The 19828-nt window shown below is 58.8% G+C and carries 14 protein-coding genes and 1 pseudogene; 5 read left to right on the forward strand and 10 right to left on the reverse strand.

From position 1 onward, the window contains the following. Positions 1 to 81 precede the first annotated feature (81 nt). Together MSKU9_RS07910 and MSKU9_RS07915 are read left to right on the forward strand one after the other, a co-directional pair. Positions 82 to 1533 (forward strand): amino acid permease, encoded by a 1452-nt coding sequence (locus MSKU9_RS07910; protein WP_141260731.1) that lies wholly within the window; start codon positions 82 to 84, stop codon positions 1531 to 1533. 337 nt (positions 1534 to 1870) lie between these two features. After that, positions 1871 to 2872, forward strand: coding sequence for a hypothetical protein (locus MSKU9_RS07915; protein ID WP_370685915.1), 1002 nt, complete (start codon positions 1871 to 1873; stop codon positions 2870 to 2872). A 98-nt stretch (positions 2873 to 2970) separates the two neighbouring features. Here MSKU9_RS07915 and MSKU9_RS07920 read toward each other — a convergent pair whose 3' ends face one another. The 9 genes from MSKU9_RS07920 to ppdK form a co-directional block, all read right to left on the reverse strand. Beyond that, complete coding sequence (locus tag MSKU9_RS07920) at positions 2971 to 3972, reverse strand: asparaginase (protein WP_141260733.1); 1002 nt, start codon at positions 3970 to 3972, stop codon at positions 2971 to 2973. 236 nt (positions 3973 to 4208) lie between these two features. Then, complete coding sequence (locus tag MSKU9_RS07925) at positions 4209 to 5474, reverse strand: acyl-CoA dehydrogenase family protein (RefSeq protein ID WP_141260734.1); 1266 nt, start codon at positions 5472 to 5474, stop codon at positions 4209 to 4211. Positions 5475 to 5528: 54 nt separating this feature from the next. After that, a complete protein-coding gene (locus MSKU9_RS07930; RefSeq protein WP_141260735.1) occupies positions 5529 to 6755 on the reverse strand; it encodes an MFS transporter in 1227 nt (408 codons plus the stop codon). Between the two features lie 234 nt (positions 6756 to 6989). Then, positions 6990 to 7532, reverse strand: coding sequence for a hypothetical protein (locus MSKU9_RS07935; protein ID WP_306343013.1), 543 nt, complete (start codon positions 7530 to 7532; stop codon positions 6990 to 6992). Between the two features lie 166 nt (positions 7533 to 7698). Further along, positions 7699 to 7830, reverse strand: coding sequence for a hypothetical protein (locus MSKU9_RS18765; protein ID WP_010506875.1), 132 nt, complete (start codon positions 7828 to 7830; stop codon positions 7699 to 7701). 471 nt (positions 7831 to 8301) lie between these two features. Next, the gene (locus MSKU9_RS07940; RefSeq protein ID WP_193557655.1) at positions 8302 to 9978 is read right to left on the reverse strand and encodes an alpha-keto acid decarboxylase family protein; all 1677 of its coding nucleotides are present in this window, start codon (positions 9976 to 9978) and stop codon (positions 8302 to 8304) included. Between the two features lie 52 nt (positions 9979 to 10030). Beyond that, positions 10031 to 11371 carry a B12-binding domain-containing radical SAM protein gene (locus tag MSKU9_RS07945; RefSeq protein ID WP_141260736.1) on the reverse strand — a complete coding sequence of 447 codons (1341 nt, stop codon included), beginning with the start codon at positions 11369 to 11371 and terminating at the stop codon, positions 10031 to 10033. Positions 11372 to 11967: 596 nt separating this feature from the next. Then, positions 11968 to 12843 carry a pyruvate, water dikinase regulatory protein gene (locus MSKU9_RS07950; protein ID WP_141260737.1) on the reverse strand — a complete coding sequence of 292 codons (876 nt, stop codon included), beginning with the start codon at positions 12841 to 12843 and terminating at the stop codon, positions 11968 to 11970. Between the two features lie 81 nt (positions 12844 to 12924). Next, positions 12925 to 15600 (reverse strand): pyruvate, phosphate dikinase, encoded by a 2676-nt coding sequence (gene ppdK, locus MSKU9_RS07955; RefSeq protein ID WP_141260738.1) that lies wholly within the window; start codon positions 15598 to 15600, stop codon positions 12925 to 12927. A gap of 561 nt (positions 15601 to 16161) precedes the next feature. On the opposite strand from ppdK, the gene MSKU9_RS07960 reads away from it, so the two are divergent. From MSKU9_RS07960 to MSKU9_RS07970, 3 genes and pseudogenes are all read left to right on the forward strand, one after another. Further along, positions 16162 to 16338: a DUF3311 domain-containing protein gene (locus MSKU9_RS07960; RefSeq protein WP_025439145.1), complete on the forward strand. Its 177-nt coding sequence runs from the start codon at positions 16162 to 16164 to the stop codon at positions 16336 to 16338. Next, positions 16335 to 17843, forward strand: a complete 1509-nt coding sequence (locus MSKU9_RS07965) for a sodium:solute symporter family protein (RefSeq protein ID WP_141260739.1) — start codon at positions 16335 to 16337, stop codon at positions 17841 to 17843. Before MSKU9_RS07960 ends, MSKU9_RS07965 begins: the two co-directional genes overlap by 4 nt. Before the next feature lie 341 nt (positions 17844 to 18184). Continuing rightward, positions 18185 to 18967, forward strand: a pseudogene (locus MSKU9_RS07970) (IS5 family transposase). Between the two features lie 26 nt (positions 18968 to 18993). Here MSKU9_RS07970 and MSKU9_RS07975 read toward each other — a convergent pair. Beyond that, positions 18994 to 19221, reverse strand: coding sequence for a (2Fe-2S)-binding protein (locus tag MSKU9_RS07975; RefSeq protein WP_193557656.1), 228 nt, complete (start codon positions 19219 to 19221; stop codon positions 18994 to 18996). Positions 19222 to 19828 lie beyond the last annotated feature (607 nt).

Raw genomic sequence — 19828 nt, forward strand, 5'->3', positions numbered from 1 at the left:
AATCGTAAAGATGCCTGTTGAGTTCGTGGTGCATCCTTCCCTTTTCCTTCCTCCCGCGCCGACCATGGCGGAGACCAGAGCATGAGCAAACCGGACCCCGCGCTGGAAGACAGCACCCCCATCCTGCCAGAGGAGGATGATGGCTATCACAAGGGATTGGGCGCACGCCAGATCCAGATGATCGCCGTAGGCGGCGCGATCGGTACGGGCCTTTTCATGGGGGCCGGATCGCGCCTGCAGGTAGCCGGGCCATCGCTTGCGCTGGTCTATCTGGTATGTGGCGTGTTTTCATTCCTGATCATGCGCGCGCTGGGCGAACTGGTGATGCACCGCCCCACCTGCGGCAGCTTTGTATCGTATGCACGGGAATTCATGGGGGAAAAGGCGGCCTTTGTGGCGGGCTGGCTGTCCTTCATGAACTGGGCCATGACCGGCATCGTCGATATCACGGCCGTGGCGATGTACATGCATTTCTGGGGCACGTTCGCCGCCGTGCCACAATGGGTTTTCGCCCTTATGGCGCTGTGTATCGTCACCACGCTGAACATGGTGGGGGTCCGGTGGTTCGGAGAAATCGAATTCTGGTTCTCCCTCATCAAGATCGTGGCGCTGTGCCTGTTCCTGATCACTGGCAGTATCATTCTGGGCGTGCGCATGCCGGTGGGCGACCATACGACGGGGCTGCACCTGATCGCTGATAACGGCGGCATCTTCCCCCATGGCCTGATCGCCAGCCTGCTGCTGGTGCAAGGCGTGGTGTTTGCCTATTCCGGTATTGAACTGATCGGGACAGCAGCAGGGGAATGCGCGGATGTACGCACGGTCCTGCCGCGCAGCATCAACAGTGTCATCTGGCGTATCGGTCTGTTCTACGTGCTGTCGGTGGTGCTGCTGGTCAGCCTGCTGCCATGGACGGCCTATCATGGCGGAACCAGTCCGTTCGTGACCTTTTTCCAGACACTGGGCGTACCCGGCGTCGATACGATCATGAACATCGTGGTGCTGACCGCAGCGCTGTCCAGCCTCAATTCCGGCCTGTATTCCACCGGGCGCGTACTGCGCGCCATGGCGCTGGGCGGGGCGGCCCCGCAATCCCTTGCCCGCATGAATGCAAGCTCGGTGCCCGCCAACGGCATCCTGCTGACCGTCGCGGTCTATCTGGTTGGGGTCGGGCTGAACTATATCGTCCCGTCACAGGTGTTCGAAATCGTGCTGAACATGGCAGCAATCGGCATCATCAGCACATGGGGCTTTATTGTCATAAGCCAGATGAAGCTGCGTCAGGCCGTCCGCAGCGGACGCATCAGGTCAGCCGGTTTTGAAATGCCGGGCGCGCCCTTCACCTCATGGCTGACGCTTGGCTTTCTGGCCAGCGTTCTGCTGCTGATGCTGTTCGATTACCCCAATGGCACCTGCACGCTGGCCACCATGCCCGCAATTGCCATCATACTGATGCTGGGATGGAAATACCTCAACCCCAACGACACGACACCTGACAGCGCGGGCGAACAGCCGCGGATTCCGACAACCTGAAAAGAAACTGGCGGGGGAACTGCCATTCCCCCGCCAGATCATCCGGCCTGTTGGCCCAGGAGCACAGCATTGATGTCCTGAGATCCCCACATACCCGCTGCTGCAGAGCATGTAGCAGACATCCCCTACCCCTGCCCCCAATACCAATAAGGCCCGCCACGCACTGCCATGCGTGAAGGGACGCCCCGATCAGGAAATGGCCACAACCATGCTTTCCTTCATACGTGCCCGCGCCGCCACACGGCGGGGCAGCGCATTCGCGCGCAATGCAATCGCATTACCACATGATGCCGGTCGCCCCTGTAGAAGAGCATCATATATTTCGATACCGGAATCAATGTTATTTGTTGCGGTATCGATCGCATCGACCTTTTCCGCCCTGCCCGCGGCCCATGCGGGCGGCACGGGCAACGGCACGGCTGCCGGGTCACAGGGACTGCATGAAGATTATGCCCAGTGGTATACCGGGTCTCTGGTATCGCCATCGGGCGCCCTGACGAAAAAGGGCGTGTTCGCGTGGGAACCCTACTTCGCTTACAGCCAGCCCGTCGGGTATCTGGACAGCACGGGACAGGGCATGTCGCTGAAGGACAAGGCGCATAGCGTGTCGAACTTCACGCTGTACAAATATTCCATCACCAATTCGATCAGCCTGCAGATGACACCGGACATAAGCTATGGCTGGCGCAAGGGGGGGCATGGCGGCACGACCAGCGGACTGAAAATGGGCGACCTGCCAGTGGATGTAATGTGGCGCTATCTTGATGCAGATCCGAAGCGCTACATTCCCGCCCTCAGCCTGTTTGTGGGGGTCGCGTTTCCATCGGGTGACTATACCAAGCTGGGCCGTGACGAGGACGGGGTGGGTACCGGCACCTATACCTTCCGCGTGGCGCTGACGGAACAGTCCACCTATACCCTGCCCGGTCACCATGAACTGCGGCTGCGCATGTGGGGCACGTTCCGCCGCGCACTGACGCAGGCACATATTGCCGATATCAGCAGCTATGGCACCTCGGCCGGGTTCCGGGGACTGGCGCATCCGGGCATGTACGGGGAAAGCGGCTTTTCGCTGGAATATGGCGTCAACCAGAAATGGGTGATCGCCATGGACATGGCCCGTGACTGGGCCAACGGGTCCGTAGTGCATGGTTACAATGCACAGGGAAAATACCAGAACATTCTGGGGCAGGCATCGGGTGACTGGGTCATTGCCCCCGCGATTGAATACAACTGGTCCCCCCGCTTTGGCGTCATTGCCGGTGTCACCGCGATGTTCGCGGGGCATAACACCGGGCAGGTCATTTCACCGCAGGTCGCCTTCAACAGCGTGTTCTGAAATTTTTCCCATAATTTTTTGGATAAACAATACAACGGTTCCGGATACCGCTTTTTGAAAAAAGCTTCACCAGAACCATCTTACTCTGCAACCGCCACTTACGGCATATCGAACAGCGTCTGGATGGCATCCCTGTCCACCCCGGCCATCAGCGCAAGGGCCAGCAGGATACGGGCCTGACGTGGCCGCATGTGACCGGCGGCCAGGATGCCACGGGAATATAATTCATGCCGACGGACCGCGCCGCCACAGTACCCGCTACTGGCCTGCACCACGACAATGCCCTGCGCCACCGCTTCATCGATCGCCACGTTTTCCGCTGGCGTACACATGCCTGGCACCATGCCCGCCGAAACGATGCCGCACGCCCCTGCCCGTATAAAGGCCCGTATGCCCACGCCATCCGCCCCGGCATGGCTATAGCTGATATCCACGCGCGGGATTCCGGCACCGCTGCCATATCCGGCTGGCCAACCGACATGGCGGCGATAGTTTATCGAACGCCCGAAAAAAACCCGGTTGGCCTCGATCATGCCAATCGGCCCGAAATCAGGGGAACGGAAGGTCTCAAGCTGGTATGTTGATACCTTGGTCACTTCCTGCGCGGCATGGATTTCATTATTGGACACAACCAGCACACCCCGCCCGGCAGCGTCCGGGCATGATGCCACCTGCAGGGCGGCATACAGGTTGGCCGGGCCATCGGCACTGATGGCGCTGGCGGGGCGCTGTGCGCCCACAACCACCACGGGACAGGGCAGATCCAGCACGAGATCAAGGAAACAGGCCGCTTCCTCCAGCGAGGATGTGCCATGCGTGATGACGATACCATCCAGATCCGGCTGGACCGCAATGGTCTGGTTCACGACGCTGGCCAGATCGAACCAGCGCGCCAGCGTCATCTCCACACTGTCACAGCTTGAAAAGGGAATGTCGCGCACCACGAACCGCTTGCGCACCGCCTGCGGCAGGGCGCCCAGCAGGTCACCCCCGCCAATGCTCGCGCCAATTTCCGCGTAATCGACCGTATCACGTGGGTCCATGGACCGCCGGGCGATGGTGCCGCCGGTCGAGATAATGGCAATGACAGGTCGCTGCATCTGGCTTTTCCCCCGGTCCGTATCCTGCCCGTGAACAATCACGTAGACATGAGAGAGACTGTTTTGAAATAACTCATTGATAGATAAATATAAAAGTTTCCCGGTGCCACCTTTTTTCAAAAAGGCGGCGCCTGACGAAGCCTTTTGAAAAAAGCTTCACCAAAAACTTCTTTACAATTTATGCAATATTTCAAAAGAGGCCTTCTCAGACGGTCTCCTGGCCTGTCAAACCGGAACTACTGATAGGGCCCGGGTTCCGGTTCCCAACCGGTCAGCAGATGACGCCCGATTTCGGCATTCTTCCAGTCCACCGGGTCATGCAGCGACAATGTGCGGGCATCGCGCCAGTAACGGTCCAGACCGTTCACCTTATCCGTGCCCCGCGCGCCCGCCGCCGCTGGCGCATCCGATGCCGCACGCAGGGCCGCGCGGGTTGCGACCGAACGGGCCGCGCTGGCAGCCATGGCGACCGCCTTGCGCGATGTCTGCCCGCTTTCATACAGTTCCAGCATCGTACCCGACTGCATTACGCTGCAATAGGCCGCAAACAGGTCCGCCCCGATTTCACCCAGCAGGCGGCGCACGTACGGGTCCTGATCCGCGCTGTCTACGCCCGCAGCCCCCCACGGTCGGGCACGTTCAGGCACGAAGGTACAGACCTTACGTAGCGCTCCGATGCCAATACCGGTCAGGATGGCGCTGAAACCGGCCTGAAAACGCAGTGAAACATGCAGGGGCAACACCGCATCCGGGTCCAGCGCATTCCACAGATCCGTTACCCTGACATCTTCCAGCGTCACGGTGCCGGAATCCGTTGCGCGCTGACCCATGCGGTCCCAGTCATGGTGAAAGACAAGGCCAGGCGCATCGCGCGGCACAAGGTCCATACGCACGCCAGCGCGGACCGATCCCAGCCGTTGCGCCCGCACGGGGTCAAAGGAAGACACCGCAATCAGGTCCGCCCCGGACGCGCCGGTGGCATAGATCTTGCGCCCCGACAGGAAATGCGTGCCATCGGGACAGGGCCGCGCCAGTGTTTGCAGAAAGCCATCAGCCGTGCGCCCGTTTTCAGCCACTGCCATACCAAGGATGGCATGATCGTGCATGATACGATGCGCCAGACGCTGGCGCAGGTCGGGTGGAGAATAGATAAATATCTCACGCACCAGATCATCATGCACCTTGTAGATCTGGGCTACTGCCGGGTCGGCCACGGCAATACGCAGCATGAGTTCAAGCGACAGGCCCTGCGCCATGCCCAGCCCGCCCCATGCGCATGGCACCGCCAGCGCAAGAATACCCGTGGCCTTCAGCGCCGCCATTGCCTGATGGGGATAGCCCCCCGCGCGATCATGGGCTGCGGCGGCAGGTGCGATTTCGGTATCAAGCACGTGCTGCACACGCAGAATCACCTCCCCCACCATCCCGGCGACCTGTCGTGCAGGAAACAGATCTCGCAGCAATGGCGGCAGCGGATGATCGCGCTTTGGTACACTCGTCATGGAAAAAAGATAGGCATAACGGGACGGGCCATCAACCGCCCCGCCCTGTCCGGATCAGCCGCCTGCCTGCCTGCGGGCGGCGGCGCGTATGTCGCTTAACGTCAGCAGCCAGATCACGAATCCGCCCATGGCCAGGCAGCTACCGACCCAGCCCACGGATTCCCAGCCCAGACCCACACTGATCGCCATGCCACCCAGCATGGGACCGATCGCGTTGGCCATGTTGAACGCGCTCTGGTTCATTGCCGCCGCCAGCGCCTGCGCATCGACCGCGACACTCAGCAGACGCGACTGGATCACGGTACCCAGTCCGCCACCACAGCCGATCATGAACACGATCGGCATCATGCCCCACACGGAATGCACCGAACCGGGAAAACCGGCCAGGGCGGCGGCATTGACCAGCAGCGTGCCACCAATGGTCGGCATCATCTTGCGATCCGCCGCCCACGCGCACGCCATGGTGCCCACCGTCATGCCCACGCCAAAGACCGCCAGCATGACCGGGGTCATGTAGGCCGGAGCACGGGTCACTTCCTGCAGGATGGAAGCAAGATAGGTATAGACGCAGAAAATACCCCCGAATCCCACGACGCCAATACCCAGCGTCAGCCAGACCTGCCGGTTGCGCAGGGCGCGGATCTCGGTCATGGCGCTGGCATTGGGACGCGGTGGGTCGGTGGGTACAAAGCGCATGATCAGCAGCATGGTCAGAAGCGCCAGCCCCGCAATCAGTACGAAGGCCCAGCGCCAGCCCACCAGCATACCCAGCCCGTTGGCCATGGGCACGCCACCAATGGTGGCGATGGTCAGGCCCAGCACGACCCTTGCCACTGCCTGTGTGCGTTTATTTTCCGGAACCAGAGAGGACGCGACAATACCCGCTGTACCAAAATACGCGCCATGCGGCAGGCCACTTATGAACCGGCACAGCAGCAGGCACAGGTAATTGGGGGCCAGCGCGGTCAGGCCGTTACCAATCACATACAGGACCATCATGCCGATCAGCAGGTATTTGCGGCTGTATTTGGCACCCAGCATGGCGATCAGCGGGGCGCCGACACATACACCGGCGGCATAGGCCTCGATCGCATGACCTGCCTCCGGCACGGTTACGTGCATGCCTGCTGAAATCATGGGCACAAGGCTCATGGCCGCGAATTCGGCCGTGCCGATGGCAAATCCCCCCAGCGCCAGAATAAAGAAGATCAGACCGGGATGACCGGAAGGCTGCACGGGCGCACGAACGCCCCCACGCGCGATGGTGATTGTATCAGTCATGCATGTGCTCTGGACAAAAATAAAAAAAGCGCACTTTCGCACGCCGTTACTTTTGTGGCCGATACACCCATGCCGGGTTACCTACAAGCCTGTGCGAACACATCGCTTTGCACCGACATTCCCCGATCAACGGCCATAAAGGGCGAAAAATGTTTCTTCCGCTTTCCAGTGACATATTTTGTCAAAAGATTATGGGGGATTGCACACCTGTCCGCAGTGTCCTGACCCGTCCTGTTACGCGGCTTCCGCCTGTTGCCGGATACGGGCCAGCATACGTCGCCGGATCAGACCACTTACAGGTCGGATCAAATACCAGTACGGCGCGAAACGTCGCCTCAAGGCTGGCGTAGGACACGATATGCGTGTTTCGGTGACCAGCAGGGACTGGCCGCCTGCCGCGTGTTCGACCCTGAAGCCCATGACCAGCCTGCAGACATCCCGACGCCGGCATGCGGCAAAATCCGCACGTGAAGCAATATCCAGCAGTCCATAATCCATCCGCCAGAACGCCCCGACCAGCCCCATGGCCATTTCCTGATCACCCACACGACCAAGGGGTATGAAAGCATCCAGATCCAGCGTCCTGCGCTGCGACAGGCCCAGCAGCCGCGCGGGCTTTTCACGCATGCTGATGGCAATACGGATCAGGGGATCGTCATGGGCACGATAGCGGCTGACGCAATCCAGAATGACCTGGCCCGTGGCATGGATGGCCACGGCGTGGCGTTCCCTGAACGTAAAACAGGGCAGCAGGTCATCAAGCAGGGGCATCATCATGGCTTCATGGAATAAAGGGGACGTTCCAGCCCCATTCTACAGGCATAAAAAAAGACGCCGAAGCGTCTGGACCCGTCTTGTTTCATCATGCCCTGCTGGCCGCCGGCCATTCCCACATTACGTGGGAATTCCGGCTGCAGGGGTATCAGGACAGAAACCCCCTGGCTCAGGCAGCGCGATCGGACACGATGGTAGCAACCATCAGGGCAGCGATCATGGGCAGGAAAGCAACCATGGTCAGGGAAGACATGGCGTTCACGGAATGGGCAATCATGGTGCTGACGTTTTCAATAAACATGTTTCAGTTCCTTTGGTGTCGAGTTGGTAAGCCGGAAGGAACACCAGAACCGAAATACTCGCAATCGAAATCACACGCCAATCGGAGGCGATTTACCGATCATTACATGATGAGAATATTATAACTGTCCAACAAATACCCAACAGACGGTAGAGAGATAGTTATCTATTCCAGAAAAAACAGAATATATGCCAAAAAAAATGGCAAACCCTTTTATAGGCTTGCCAGCAGCGATATGAGGAAGATTAAACTCCATGCAAATGCATAAAATTTAACCATCAGACTTCACGATTTCGTGATGTTAAGCTGGTCTTTTTTGCCTGCTACCGGACCGGACGGGAGGCATCTGGACCCTGCTTTGCAGCGGCACAAAAAAAACATTCGTATTTTCAATAACCTGCCTGACCTCTCCCGTCCAGCCTAAAAACAGGTCATTCCTGATTAATCGAAAAATGACCTGTCCGCTGTCCATCAGAATGATTCGGGGGTTTCGATTCCATAATCGTACCGCCGCACCGCCCGCCCCATCACATCCAGCCCGGCAGGAGCATCCATGGGGATAAAGCCAACCTCGATAAAGGCCAGCCCTTCATGCTGCGCCACCTGTGCCAGCGCGGTATCCAGTTCGGCCTGATTCTCCGCCTTCAGCGACAGTATGGCTGCCGCATCGCCCCCCATTGCCGCAGGCAGGGCCGCGTAATTCCAGTTGGCGATGTCATTGTAGGCAGCCTGCGGCCCAAGGATCATCCGTTCGATGGTATAGCCACCGTTATTGATCAGAAAGATCGTGATATTGCACCGGTGCCGCAGCAGGGTGGACAGTTCCTGCGCCGTCATCTGGAATGACCCGTCCCCGATAAACAGCACATGCCGCCGGTCCGGCTGGGCCAGACATGCCCCAAGACTTGCAGGCAGCGAATAGCCGATCGCGGCCCAGACCGGCTGGACCAGCAGGCTGCACCCGGCAGGCAGCCGGGCGTGCAGCATCGCCACCATGGATGACCCGTTATCAGCCCCCACGATGTCACCCGGTCGCAGAAAGGCTTCGACCTGCTGCCAGAATACCGCCTGCCCCCATGGCTGCGCACCAGATGACGCCAGCACGGCATGGTCGGGGGATACGGGCAGCGCCGGGCGCGCAGGCTGTTTGCCAGAGATGTTCCGCCCCACGGCACCCAGAAGATCGGCGGCCGTAATGCCCTGCATGTTTTTGCCATCACAGGTCAGGCTGAACGGCTGCACGTCAATCAGCGCGCCGGGCTGCAGTTCCTGTGAGAAATAGCCCGAGGTGGAATCGACAAACCGGACACCCAGACCGATAACGCAATCAGCATTCTTCACATAATCCGCCACACCGGGGGCAGATGCCTGCCCTCCATACGGCCCCAGCCATAACGCCCCCGTTTCCGGCAGCAACGTGCGCGCGGAGGAAAGGGCAGCATAGGGAATGCCGTACTGCGTACATAACCGCAGCACAAGGTCATGCAATCCGTACTGACGCACCATGGCGTCCACCAGCACCACGGGCTGACGTGCCTGCGCAATACGCTGCACGACCCATCCGGCCGCCTGCGCCAGCAGGTCGGGATCCGATACCACAATCGCTGACGGCGGCGGCGGCACGTCAATGCCCACGTAACAGATGTCGGATGGAAACTGGATGTAGACCGGACGTTTCAACGCCTGCACGGCATGCAGCACACGATCGGTTTCCGCCACGGCGGTTGCCGGCTGCAGGCGGGTGCTGGCTACCGTAAACTGCCGGTAGCAGGCCATGACATTGTCATAGTCACCATCGGCCAGGGTGTGATGCACCAGTGCACGCGACCCGATGGCGTGCATGGGCGGCATGCCCGAAATCACCACCACCGGCACACCTTCCGCACAGGCCCCTGCCACGGCTGACAACGCGGACAGGTCACCCACGCCATAAGTCACCAGCACGGCCCCGATACCCGTCATCCGGGCATCGCCATCGGCTGCATAGGCCGCATTGAGTTCATTGCAGGTGCCAATGAACGCGATTCCCGGCGTGCGTTCGATCAGTTCAAGGAATTCGAGATTGTAATCACCGGGAACGCCGTAAATGCGCGAAATACCGAGTTGCTGGAGCCGGTCCAGCAGCATACTTCCGATTGATCCGCGCATGCCGTCACTTCCCTAACCTGTTGCCTCCCGGCCTGAATTGGCCGGACGGGATTCAATAGATATCAAAATCATTGTTTCCCGTGGATGAAAAGGCCATGCGACGTTCGGTCAGGTTCAGGATCCATGATGACATGTCCGAACGCGTGCGGGGAAACGGCAGGCGATGCACCATGGAGCGCATGCTGTAGAATTTGCGGTACATGGTCTGGATGCGCTGTTCCATCTGGCCGGGCGTGCAGTTCTTGGGCCAGATATGGCAGACCTGCCCGGGCCAGCGGTCGATGTCCTCGGGATCGATGATCCGGCCCGCCTTTTTCATCCGTTCAAACAGGGCCGTCCCCTTGGTGGGGGTCAGGATGTTGAAATAGGCCGCAGGCACCTTGTGCGCCTCAAGAAATGACAGGGTAGCGTTATAGACATCGGGATGTTCATCATCATAACCGAATATGAAGTTGAGCGAGTAGCTGATGTCACGCTTGCGCAGGTTATCGAACATCTCGCCATAACGGCTGGCCTTGTTCCAGCCCTTTTTCATGCCCTGCAGCATCTCCTCGTCAATGCTTTCGATGCCGATATTCACGTGCATCACGCCGCTGCGCTGTGCCAGGTCAAGGAAATCGGTATCAAGACACAGATTGGATGACCACAGCGTGGACCAGCGGATCTTCAGCGGCACCAGGCCTTCCATCAGTTCCATCGCGCGGCTTTTCTTGCCGCCGAAATTGCTTTCCCCGAAGAAGAAGTGACTGCCCTTGTTCTTGATCCGCTCCAGTTCGGCCACCATCTGGTCCACCGGCCGCCAGCGGTAGCGCCCGCCAAGGTAAAAACGCTCGGAACAGAAATCACACACGAACGGGCACCCGCGCGAGGACTGCACGGCAAACGTGCGGAAGGGGCCGAATTTCTTCAGGTCCAGCAGATCGTAACGCGGCGCGGGCAGGTCATTGAGTTCCTTCAGCGGCGCTGCGCGATAGATCTTCTGCAACCGGTCGGCGGCCGCGTCCTCCAGCATGGTTTTCCAGATCGGTTCGGCTTCACCCACGCCCACGGCGTCACAGTGTTCGGCAGCCTCATCGGCATAGAAGAAGGCATGCGGCCCCCCCATGATGACCTTGACCCCACGCCTGCGGAATTCAGCCGCGATGTCATAGGCGCGCGGGGAATGCAGCGTCCAGGCAGACAGGGCGACCACATCCACCGGCACGTCAAAGTCAATGTCCTCAAGCTGTTCATCAAGCAGGGTCACGGTCCATTCCCGTGGCGTCAGCGCCGCAAGGTATGGCAGGGCAAGCGGTACCATCTGCCGTCGTCTGGTCTTGAAAATGGTCCGGTCGGTCTTGGACCGGTAATGCGATGGCTGGATAATCAGCAGCTTGAGATCTGTCTTGGACATGCTTCAGCTCTATGGACCCGAATGTGGTAAGGAATATCCTGATAAATAACTCTTTCTCATATCGTACGTTTTTTGTCCCACATGTCCAATGCACGAAATAAACAGCACCTAATCATTCATATTTGTATAGAATTCGTATATTTCACCTATCAAAAAATTGCATGATTATTTATTGTATTTATATAATTGTTACTTTTTTATTATTTACATGATTTGTTATTATTATTTACCTCACCGTCTAAGCTGGAATAATGCACATATCTGGTTAAAGCCTGCTGCATATCTACATTCCAGGTCAGCAGACGCACGCTACCCGCGATGGCCGGACACATCGCATCAAGCTGACCCATCCTCCCGTCCGCAACAGTACAGACGCACGCCGGCACCCGCCCATCCAGCGGGGGCGAAGGCGCGCGGCATGCCCAGACCGGAGACATTGCGGACAATCATCATTTTTTAAGGAAACATCTGGCGGACTGCCAGCACACCGGCATGGTCCGGTTCAGCCTGCCGTGCCACAATCCAAGGCATCCGGCAGGCCGCATTGCAGTGTCATTATCAGCGCAATGGCGCTTTTGCCCCGCAGTGTGCAGGCATTACGGTCCCGGCCAGTCCATATCCGGTGGGGTGCCCGTGACGCCATCATGTTCCAGCATGTCGATAATGGCGGCAGCCGTTTCCTCCACCGAGCGATGGGTCACGTTTATGACCGGCCATTTATATCGCGTGCACAGGCGCCGCGCCCATTGCAGCTCTTCCTGCACGCCCTGCGGGTCAATGTAGGGTTTTACCGAAGATTCGGACATGCCGGGGGTTGCAATCGAACGGCCCGGTAACATCATTCCCACGCGCGAACGCCGGATTTCCAGCAATGTATACGGGTCGATCGTCAATCCCACTACAAGGCCGGGAAAGTCACGCAACCCCGTGGGCAGCGGGGCATGGGGCACCAGCGGGATATTGGCGGCCCGGATCCCGCGATTGGCAAGATAGAAACATGTCGGCGTCTTGGATGTACGCGACACCCCCACCAGAACCACATCCGCCTTGGTCAGGTCGGCTGTCTTCTGCCCGTCATCATGGGAGATGACGTACTGCATCGCGTCGATACGCCGCCGGTAGGTATCATCCATCACATACTGGCCGCCGGGGTGGCGTTCCGCCACGATCCCGGTCTGCTGCTCCAGGAAATGGATGGTGCCATCAAGGATATTCTTGACCTGCACCCCCATGCGCGCGCACCCCATGCGCAGCATGTTCTGCAGGTCCGGTGAGGTTAGCGAGGACAGTACCGGCCCCGGTTCATCCCCGATCCCGGCCAGCACGCGCGAGACCTGTACACGTGTGCGGATCAGGTTCCAGTTACGCGGCGAAAACGCGGCGGACTGGAACTGGGCGCTGCAGGCGCGCATGACCGCCTCCAGCGCCTGTCCTGTCGCTTCGGAGACAAGATGCAGGATAACTTCGCCCATGGCCCTGCCTGACAGGACGCCCCACCCACAGGTGGGACGTCCTTTGTTTGTGGTATGTTACACGACGCGAGACAGGCCTGTTTAAACTGCCTGACCGGCCTTCTGCCGTGTGGCCAGAGCTGCCTGAGCTGCAGCAAGACGGGCCACCGGCACGCGGAAGGGCGAGCACGAGACATAATCCAGCCCGACTTCATCAAAGAAGGCAATGGAATCCGGGTCACCGCCATGTTCGCCACAGATGCCCAGCTTCAGGTCCGGGCTGGTCTGCCGCCCACGTTCCACACCCAGACGGACCAGCGCGCCCACGCCATCACGGTCGATGGACACGAACGGGTCGCGCGGCAGCAGGCCGTGATCGACATAGTACGGCAGGAACGATCCCGCATCATCACGGGACAGGCCGAATGCCGTCTGCGTCAGGTCGTTTGTCCCGAACGAGAAGAAGTCGGCATATTCCGCGATCTTATCCGCCTGCAGCGCCGCACGGGGCAGTTCGATCATGGTGCCGATGTAGTAGTTGAGGTTGGTACCCTCTTCCTGCAGCACGCGGGCGATCTCATCTTCGGCGGTCCGGCGGGTGGTCGCCAGTTCCGCCTGCGTCGCCACCAGCGGAATCATGATTTCAGGACGGATGGGCTTGCCCAGTTCCTTTTCAACCATAACCGCCGCCTGAATCAGCGCACGGACCTGCATGGCATAGATTTCCGGGCTGGTCAGGCCAAGGCGGCAGCCACGATGGCCCAGCATCGGGTTGGTTTCAGACAGTGCGGCACAACGCGCGCGCACGTCGTCCACGCTTTTGCCCAGCGCCTGCGCAACCTCGACCATTTCGGCTTCGGCATGCGGCAGGAATTCATGCAGCGGCGGGTCCAGCAGGCGCACCGTCACCGGCAGACCCGCCATAATGCGGAACAGGCTGGCGAAATCATCACGCTGGAACGGCAGCAGGGCGGCAATGGCCTTCTGACGCACGCTTTCGTCATCAGCAATGATCATCTGGCGCACGAACCCGATCCGGTCGGGACCGAAGAACATGTGTTCCGTACGGGCAAGACCGATCCCTTCCGCGCCGAAGCGGCGGGCAGTGCGCGCATCGTCCGGCGTTTCGGCATTGGCGCGCACGCCCAGACGGCGCACCGCATCCGCCCAGCCCATCAGCGTGTTGAAATCATCCGACAGCGCGGGTTCGATGGTCGGCACGCGACCAAGATAGACCGCCCCCGTCCCGCCATCGAGCGTGATCCATTCACCCTGCGCCACGGTGTGCGAACCGACCGTCATGGTCCCCGCCGCGTAATCGACATGGATGCCACCTGCACCCGCCACACATACCCGGCCCATGCCACGCGCCACGACGGCGGCGTGCGATGTCATGCCGCCACGGGTGGTCAGCACGCCACGGGCGGCGTGCATGCCATGCACGTCCTCGGGCGAGGTCTCGATCCGCACCAGGATCACATCCTCACCCTTCGCAGCGCGGGCTTCGCATTCTTCCGCCGTGAATACGACCGCACCAGCCGCGGCACCCGGCGATGCGGGCAGGCCACGGGTCAGCTGTACGCGTTCGGCCTTGGGATCAAGGGTGGGATGCAGCAGCTGGTCAAGGGATGCGGCCGGCACGCGCTGGATGGCGTCTTCCTGCGTGATCAGCCCTTCGCGCGCCATGTCGATGGCGATCTTGAGTGCTGCCGCAGCCGTGCGCTTGCCGTTGCGGGTCTGAAGGATGTACAGGACGTTGCGCTGGACGGTAAATTCGATGTCCTGCATGTCCTTGTAATGGGTTTCCAGCACGGACCGTACACGCAGCAGTTCACCGTAGGCTTCGGGCAGCGTGGTTTCCATCGGGTGCTGACCGGCCTCGGCACGGGCACAGGCCATGGGCTGCGGGGTGCGGATGCCCGCCACCACGTCCTCGCCCTGCGCGTTGATCAGGTATTCACCGTAGAAAATGTTTTCGCCCGTGGACGGGTCGCGCGTGAAGCACACGCCGGTAGCGCAGTCATCGCCCATGTTGCCGAACACCATGGACTGCACGTTGACCGCAGTCCCCCACGAGGCCGGGATTTCATGCAGCTTGCGGTACGTATTGGCGCGCGGGTTCATCCATGAGCCGAATACCGCGCCAATGGCGCCCCACAGCTGGTCATGCGGATTGGTGGGGAATTCGGTCCCGGCATGGGTGGTGATGATATGGCGGTAGTCCACCACGATGGCGCGCCACTGGTCAGCCGTGATCGCCGTATCGTCTTCCACGCGGTTCGCGCGCTTGAACTGTTCCAGCACGTCTTCGAAATGGTGATGCGGCACACCCATCACGACCGAGCCATACATCTGGATGAAACGGCGGTAGCTATCCCATGCGAACCGCGCATCACCGGAGGAGCGGGCAAGCCCTTCCACCGTTTCGTCATTCAGGCCGAGGTTCAGCACCGTATCCATCATGCCCGGCATGGAGACGCGCGCACCCGAACGGACCGAGACCAGCAGCGGCGCATCCGCATCGCCAAAGCGCAGGCCCATTGACTGCTCGACCCGCTGCAGGGCCGCGGCCACCTGCGCCTGCAGGTCCGCGGGGTACTTCCGGCCGTTTTCATAAAAGGCCGAACAGACTTCCGTTGTAATGGTAAAGCCCGGCGGCACAGGCAGGCCGTTCGCAGCCATCTCCGCCAGGTTGGCACCCTTGCCGCCCAGAAGGTTGCGCATGTCCGCGCGCCCCTCGTTCAGGCCATCTCCGAAGCTGTATACCCATTTGGTCATGTCTGTTCGTTCCTACGCGCGTCCGTCTGTCAGAAATGACGCCTGATCCGGAACAGGGTAAAAAAACAGGCGACCGCGCTATTAGTATTGTTTGTTGTTGGCAGGTCCGGGCATTGAAAATAACCGCCACGGGCAACTCCGGGCAATCACTATTTTACTGACCCGTGCGCTTCATGCCGATGGCCACGGACGTACGACAGGCAGGACCGGCCAAGCAAGGCCACGAATAATATTGTTATTTTACAATATGTTATAAGATTAATTTTATTGCAGCAGGATAAAATGGACAACGCTGCAGTCACTAAAATATTATATTTAGTGATATAAGTTATACATTTTATTAATTTATTCCTGGTCAGTTCAGTCCCGGCAATCCACGTTCAATGGTTGTGCGATGCAACAAGAAGTTTGCGCACCGCACAATAATAAAAACGTAATTACAAAAAATATCCTTAAACATTTCAAAATTACTTTGAAACTATCTTAATTATGTTGACACCCGAACCTTATTTCCAGAAACATCCCCTGCGGCCACACAAAAAACAAGAAGTCACGGTCAAAATGAAAAAAGCCATACTCCTTCTCCTGCCCTTTGCGGGCCTCCTGTGGGTTCCATTGTACAACCGGCATGATCCGGTGCTGTTCGGCTTCCCGTTCTTTTACTGGTACCAGTTCGCGTGGGTGCCCGTCACATCTGTCCTGATCTGGATGGCATGGAAAACGGACCGTCAGTCATGAACACATCAATCCTGCCTGATAACGCCGCCATCAGCGTATTCGTCGTGTGTTTTGTCGCGACCATCGTGCTGGGCAGTACGGTTCGGCTATGGCGCCCGCTGCTGAACCGCCACAAGGCCGTGAACCGCCATAGCGAAGGAGAGGAATGGGGACTGGGCGGGCGCGAATTCGGCGCCTGGGTCACGTGGTTCCTGGTGGGGGGGGATTTCTATACCGCCTATACGGTCATTGCCGTGCCGGCGCTGGTCTATTCCACCGGCGGGTTCGGCTTCTTCGCGCTACCGTACACTATTATCGTCTATCCCTTCATTTTCGCCGTCATGCCCCGGCTATGGACCATCGCGCGCGATGGCGGCCATGCCACGGCGGCAGATATCGTACGCGCGCGCTTTGGCAGCCGGTCGCTGGAACTGATGGTGGCGCTGAGCGGCCTTGTCGCCGTGCTGCCCTATATCGCGCTGCAGCTGATCGGCATCCGCACGGTGATCGAGGCCCTTGGCTTCACCGGCATGCTGCCGCTGCTGATCGCGTTTGTCTCCCTTGCCGCCTATACGTGGCTGGGCGGGCTGCATGCCCCCGCGCTGACCGCCTTCATCAAGGACGTGATGATCTACATCGCGGTGCTGGCGGCTGTCATTATCGTGCCGATACATCTTGGTGGCTACGGGACCATGTTTCAGTCCGCAGCCGGTCACCTGCCCAGCCTGCCGGACGGCCATATCGTGGCACAGGGGCAGGTGGTGCCTTATGCGACGCTTGCCCTGTCCTCCGCCTTCGCCGCTTTCCTGTATCCCCATACGCTGACCGGCATCCTGGCGGCGAAGTCGGCTGATACGATCCGGCAGAACGCGGTTTTCCTGCCCGCCTATACGATCGTGCTGGGGCTGATCGCGCTGCTGGGGCTTATGGCGCATGCGGCGGGGATCGTGACCACGTCTTCGTCCCAGGTGGTGCCGCAGCTTTTCCTGGCGATCTTCCCGTCATGGTTTGCAGGGTTCTGTTTCGCCGCCATCGCGGTGGGGGCGCTGGTGCCAGCTTCCGTCATGGCGATCGGGGCGGCCAACCTGATCATGCACAATATCCTGCCCCACCGCAGCGACTCGGTCACCGGTTCGCGCGTGGCCGGATTCGCGGTCAAGGTCGGCGCGCTGGGCTGCGTGATTTTCCTGAACGCCAAATTCGCCATCGACCTGCAACTGCTGGGTGGCGTCATTATCCTGCAGACCTTCCCCGCGCTGATCATGGGCCTGCTGCCGCTGCGCCTGCCTGCGCCCGCACTGATCGCGGGCTGGGTGATCGGGTCGGTTGCGGGACTGGGGCTGTGCTGGGTTGATGGGCTGAAACCGGTGCACCCGGTGGTCTTTGGTGGCTTTTCGGCCTCCGTTTCAACCGGGTTACTGGCGCTGGGCATCAATATCGCCGTGACCCTGATGCTGGGGGTCGTAATCCGGCTGGCGCTCGGGGCGTCCCCGTCCACCCTGCGGCCGGGCAGCATCCGTCGGTAAATATCCCCCAATGTTCACATGACACACATAGGTCATGTGAATGCCCCTCCTGTTTCCACAAGAACACGGCCCCTGTCACATAACCGGGGCCGTTTTTGTATTTACCAACTGCCAACCCACGTCAGGCCATGAACCATCCGGCGGGTCTGGTGGCTGTCTGGAAAACCAGATCAGACAGCAATCCTGCACTCATCAAGAGACTGTCTTTGGATCATCGGGCAGATTAATAAGGAAGTTTCTGATGCAGCTTTTTTTCAAAAAGCTTCAGAAAACGCCACCTTTATTGGGACCTGTCAGGAATTATGCTTTTTTGAATCCTCTGAATATGAATCAAAAACCATATAAATCGCTTCATCCTGACCGATGTCCAATGGGCAAAAATGGAGCAGCTGTGCGTTGGTAAAAAGACAGATCGCGGACGTAGCGGGAAGGATAATCGCCTCTTTATCGAAGTGGTCTTATGGATCGCCCTGACGGGCAGTCCGTAGCGGGACCTGCCACCGTATTGCGGACACTGGAACCCGGTTTACCTGCGCTACACCGACTTGGACGAAGCCGGGGTTTTTCAGCGAATTTCCGAAGCTGTCTCTGGCGATACCGATATGGAATATGGGAGGGTACGACGGTACGGTGATCCGGGTTCACCGCCATGGGCAGGGGGCAAAAGGGGGACCGGAAAAAAGGGGTCAGACGCAGTGTAACGGGATGGTCAACCAAGATCATCGCCATGACCGACGCTCTGGGTAATCTGCTCCGCTTTACCCTCATTCCCGGCCAGCATTACGACACGGTCGGGGTTGCGCCCCGTCTCCAACGGCGGATTTCAGGAGGCTTCCTGCTGACAGGGCGTTTGACGTCCACTGGATCGTGTATGCCATCCGCGCGCAAGGCGCCTGCGTGGTCATTCCCCAGCACAAAAACCGTCTCGACAGACGCCCGTTCGATGGGGCCTGTTCAAAGTGCGCCATCTCATTGAGAACTTCTTCTGCAGGCTCAAGGCGTTCAAGCGCATCGCCATGCGGAGCGACAGGACAGACAGATCATTTGCAGCCATGATCCACCTCGTCGCCGCAATCATCAATTCACGGCAATTCCCAACAGGCCCTGAAAAAAGCAACGCCTAACATTTTTGTTGTTTTTAAACAGCCACTTACATTGCCTGTGGCTGGATATCAGCATGCCGGTGCATGGTGTCCGCGATGGTTGCGCGGCCCTGACGGGCAATCTGCCGCAGCAGGCACACCACGCCGGGCACGCAGTTACCGCACTGAGCGCGACATCCCTTGGATTCATAAACTTCTTTAGGCCGGACAGCCCCATTACGCGCGGCTGTTTCAACATCTGTATCGGTCAGCATATTGCAGGAGCAGACAAACATTTATCTATCCCAATCGATGATGTGGGCACACCATAATCACGAATGAGAACAAATCGCAATACACTTATTTCATCCTGTCTGAAACCGGTGGAGATTTTCCTGTCCCACGGCGGAGCCATATATATGGCTATTCATTACCATTACGTGCGATAATTTTTATGACATGCCAAAAAAACATGACGGGCTTCATGCCATGATGAAGGTCAGCGCCAACCCGGCATACTACCTTGCAGTTTCATAGGTCGCCTGAAACAACTCGTTGATAAATAGAAATGAAATTTGGCGGACACGACCCTGTTTCAATAAGGTGGTGTTTTCTGAATCCTTAAAGCTTCGCCAAAAAACTTCTTTATAATTTGCAGGACATTTTCAAAGCGGGCGTTTCAAACAGTCGTTCAGCCATTCGGTTTGGTGGCCGTAACTGCGGGGCAATATCCATCCGCCCGCCACCATGCCAGAACCCTGTCCCTGTCGTCCCCTGCCAGCGTGAGGGGCCATTTTATTTCGTGGCACGACATCGTGACAATAATGGGTGCAAGGCTGAAGCCTGTGATCCGTAACCCTGATGAAAATACAATGATCAGGCCACAAGCGCATCGTTGCACAT

The sequence above is a fragment of the Komagataeibacter diospyri genome (assembly GCF_006538165.1).
GTDB classification, from domain to species: domain Bacteria; phylum Pseudomonadota; class Alphaproteobacteria; order Acetobacterales; family Acetobacteraceae; genus Komagataeibacter; species Komagataeibacter diospyri.

Excerpts from the sequence above, each read along its gene's own strand:
- MSKU9_RS07910 (WP_141260731.1), top strand. The coding sequence starts at position 82 with ATGAGCAAACCGGACCCCGCGCTGGAAGACAGCACCCCCATCCTGCCA.
- MSKU9_RS07915 (WP_370685915.1), top strand. The coding sequence starts at position 1,871 with ATGTTATTTGTTGCGGTATCGATCGCATCGACCTTTTCCGCCCTGCCC.
- MSKU9_RS07920 (WP_141260733.1), bottom strand. The coding sequence starts at position 3,972 with ATGCAGCGACCTGTCATTGCCATTATCTCGACCGGCGGCACCATCGCC.
- MSKU9_RS07925 (WP_141260734.1), bottom strand. The coding sequence starts at position 5,474 with ATGACGAGTGTACCAAAGCGCGATCATCCGCTGCCGCCATTGCTGCGA.
- MSKU9_RS07930 (WP_141260735.1), bottom strand. The coding sequence starts at position 6,755 with ATGACTGATACAATCACCATCGCGCGTGGGGGCGTTCGTGCGCCCGTG.
- MSKU9_RS07935 (WP_306343013.1), bottom strand. The coding sequence starts at position 7,532 with ATGATGATGCCCCTGCTTGATGACCTGCTGCCCTGTTTTACGTTCAGG.
- MSKU9_RS18765 (WP_010506875.1), bottom strand. The coding sequence starts at position 7,830 with ATGTTTATTGAAAACGTCAGCACCATGATTGCCCATTCCGTGAACGCC.
- MSKU9_RS07940 (WP_193557655.1), bottom strand. The coding sequence starts at position 9,978 with ATGCGCGGATCAATCGGAAGTATGCTGCTGGACCGGCTCCAGCAACTC.
- MSKU9_RS07945 (WP_141260736.1), bottom strand. The coding sequence starts at position 11,371 with ATGTCCAAGACAGATCTCAAGCTGCTGATTATCCAGCCATCGCATTAC.
- MSKU9_RS07950 (WP_141260737.1), bottom strand. The coding sequence starts at position 12,843 with ATGGGCGAAGTTATCCTGCATCTTGTCTCCGAAGCGACAGGACAGGCG.
- ppdK (WP_141260738.1), bottom strand. The coding sequence starts at position 15,600 with ATGACCAAATGGGTATACAGCTTCGGAGATGGCCTGAACGAGGGGCGC.
- MSKU9_RS07960 (WP_025439145.1), top strand. The coding sequence starts at position 16,162 with ATGAAAAAAGCCATACTCCTTCTCCTGCCCTTTGCGGGCCTCCTGTGG.
- MSKU9_RS07965 (WP_141260739.1), top strand. The coding sequence starts at position 16,335 with ATGAACACATCAATCCTGCCTGATAACGCCGCCATCAGCGTATTCGTC.
- MSKU9_RS07975 (WP_193557656.1), bottom strand. The coding sequence starts at position 19,221 with ATGTTTGTCTGCTCCTGCAATATGCTGACCGATACAGATGTTGAAACA.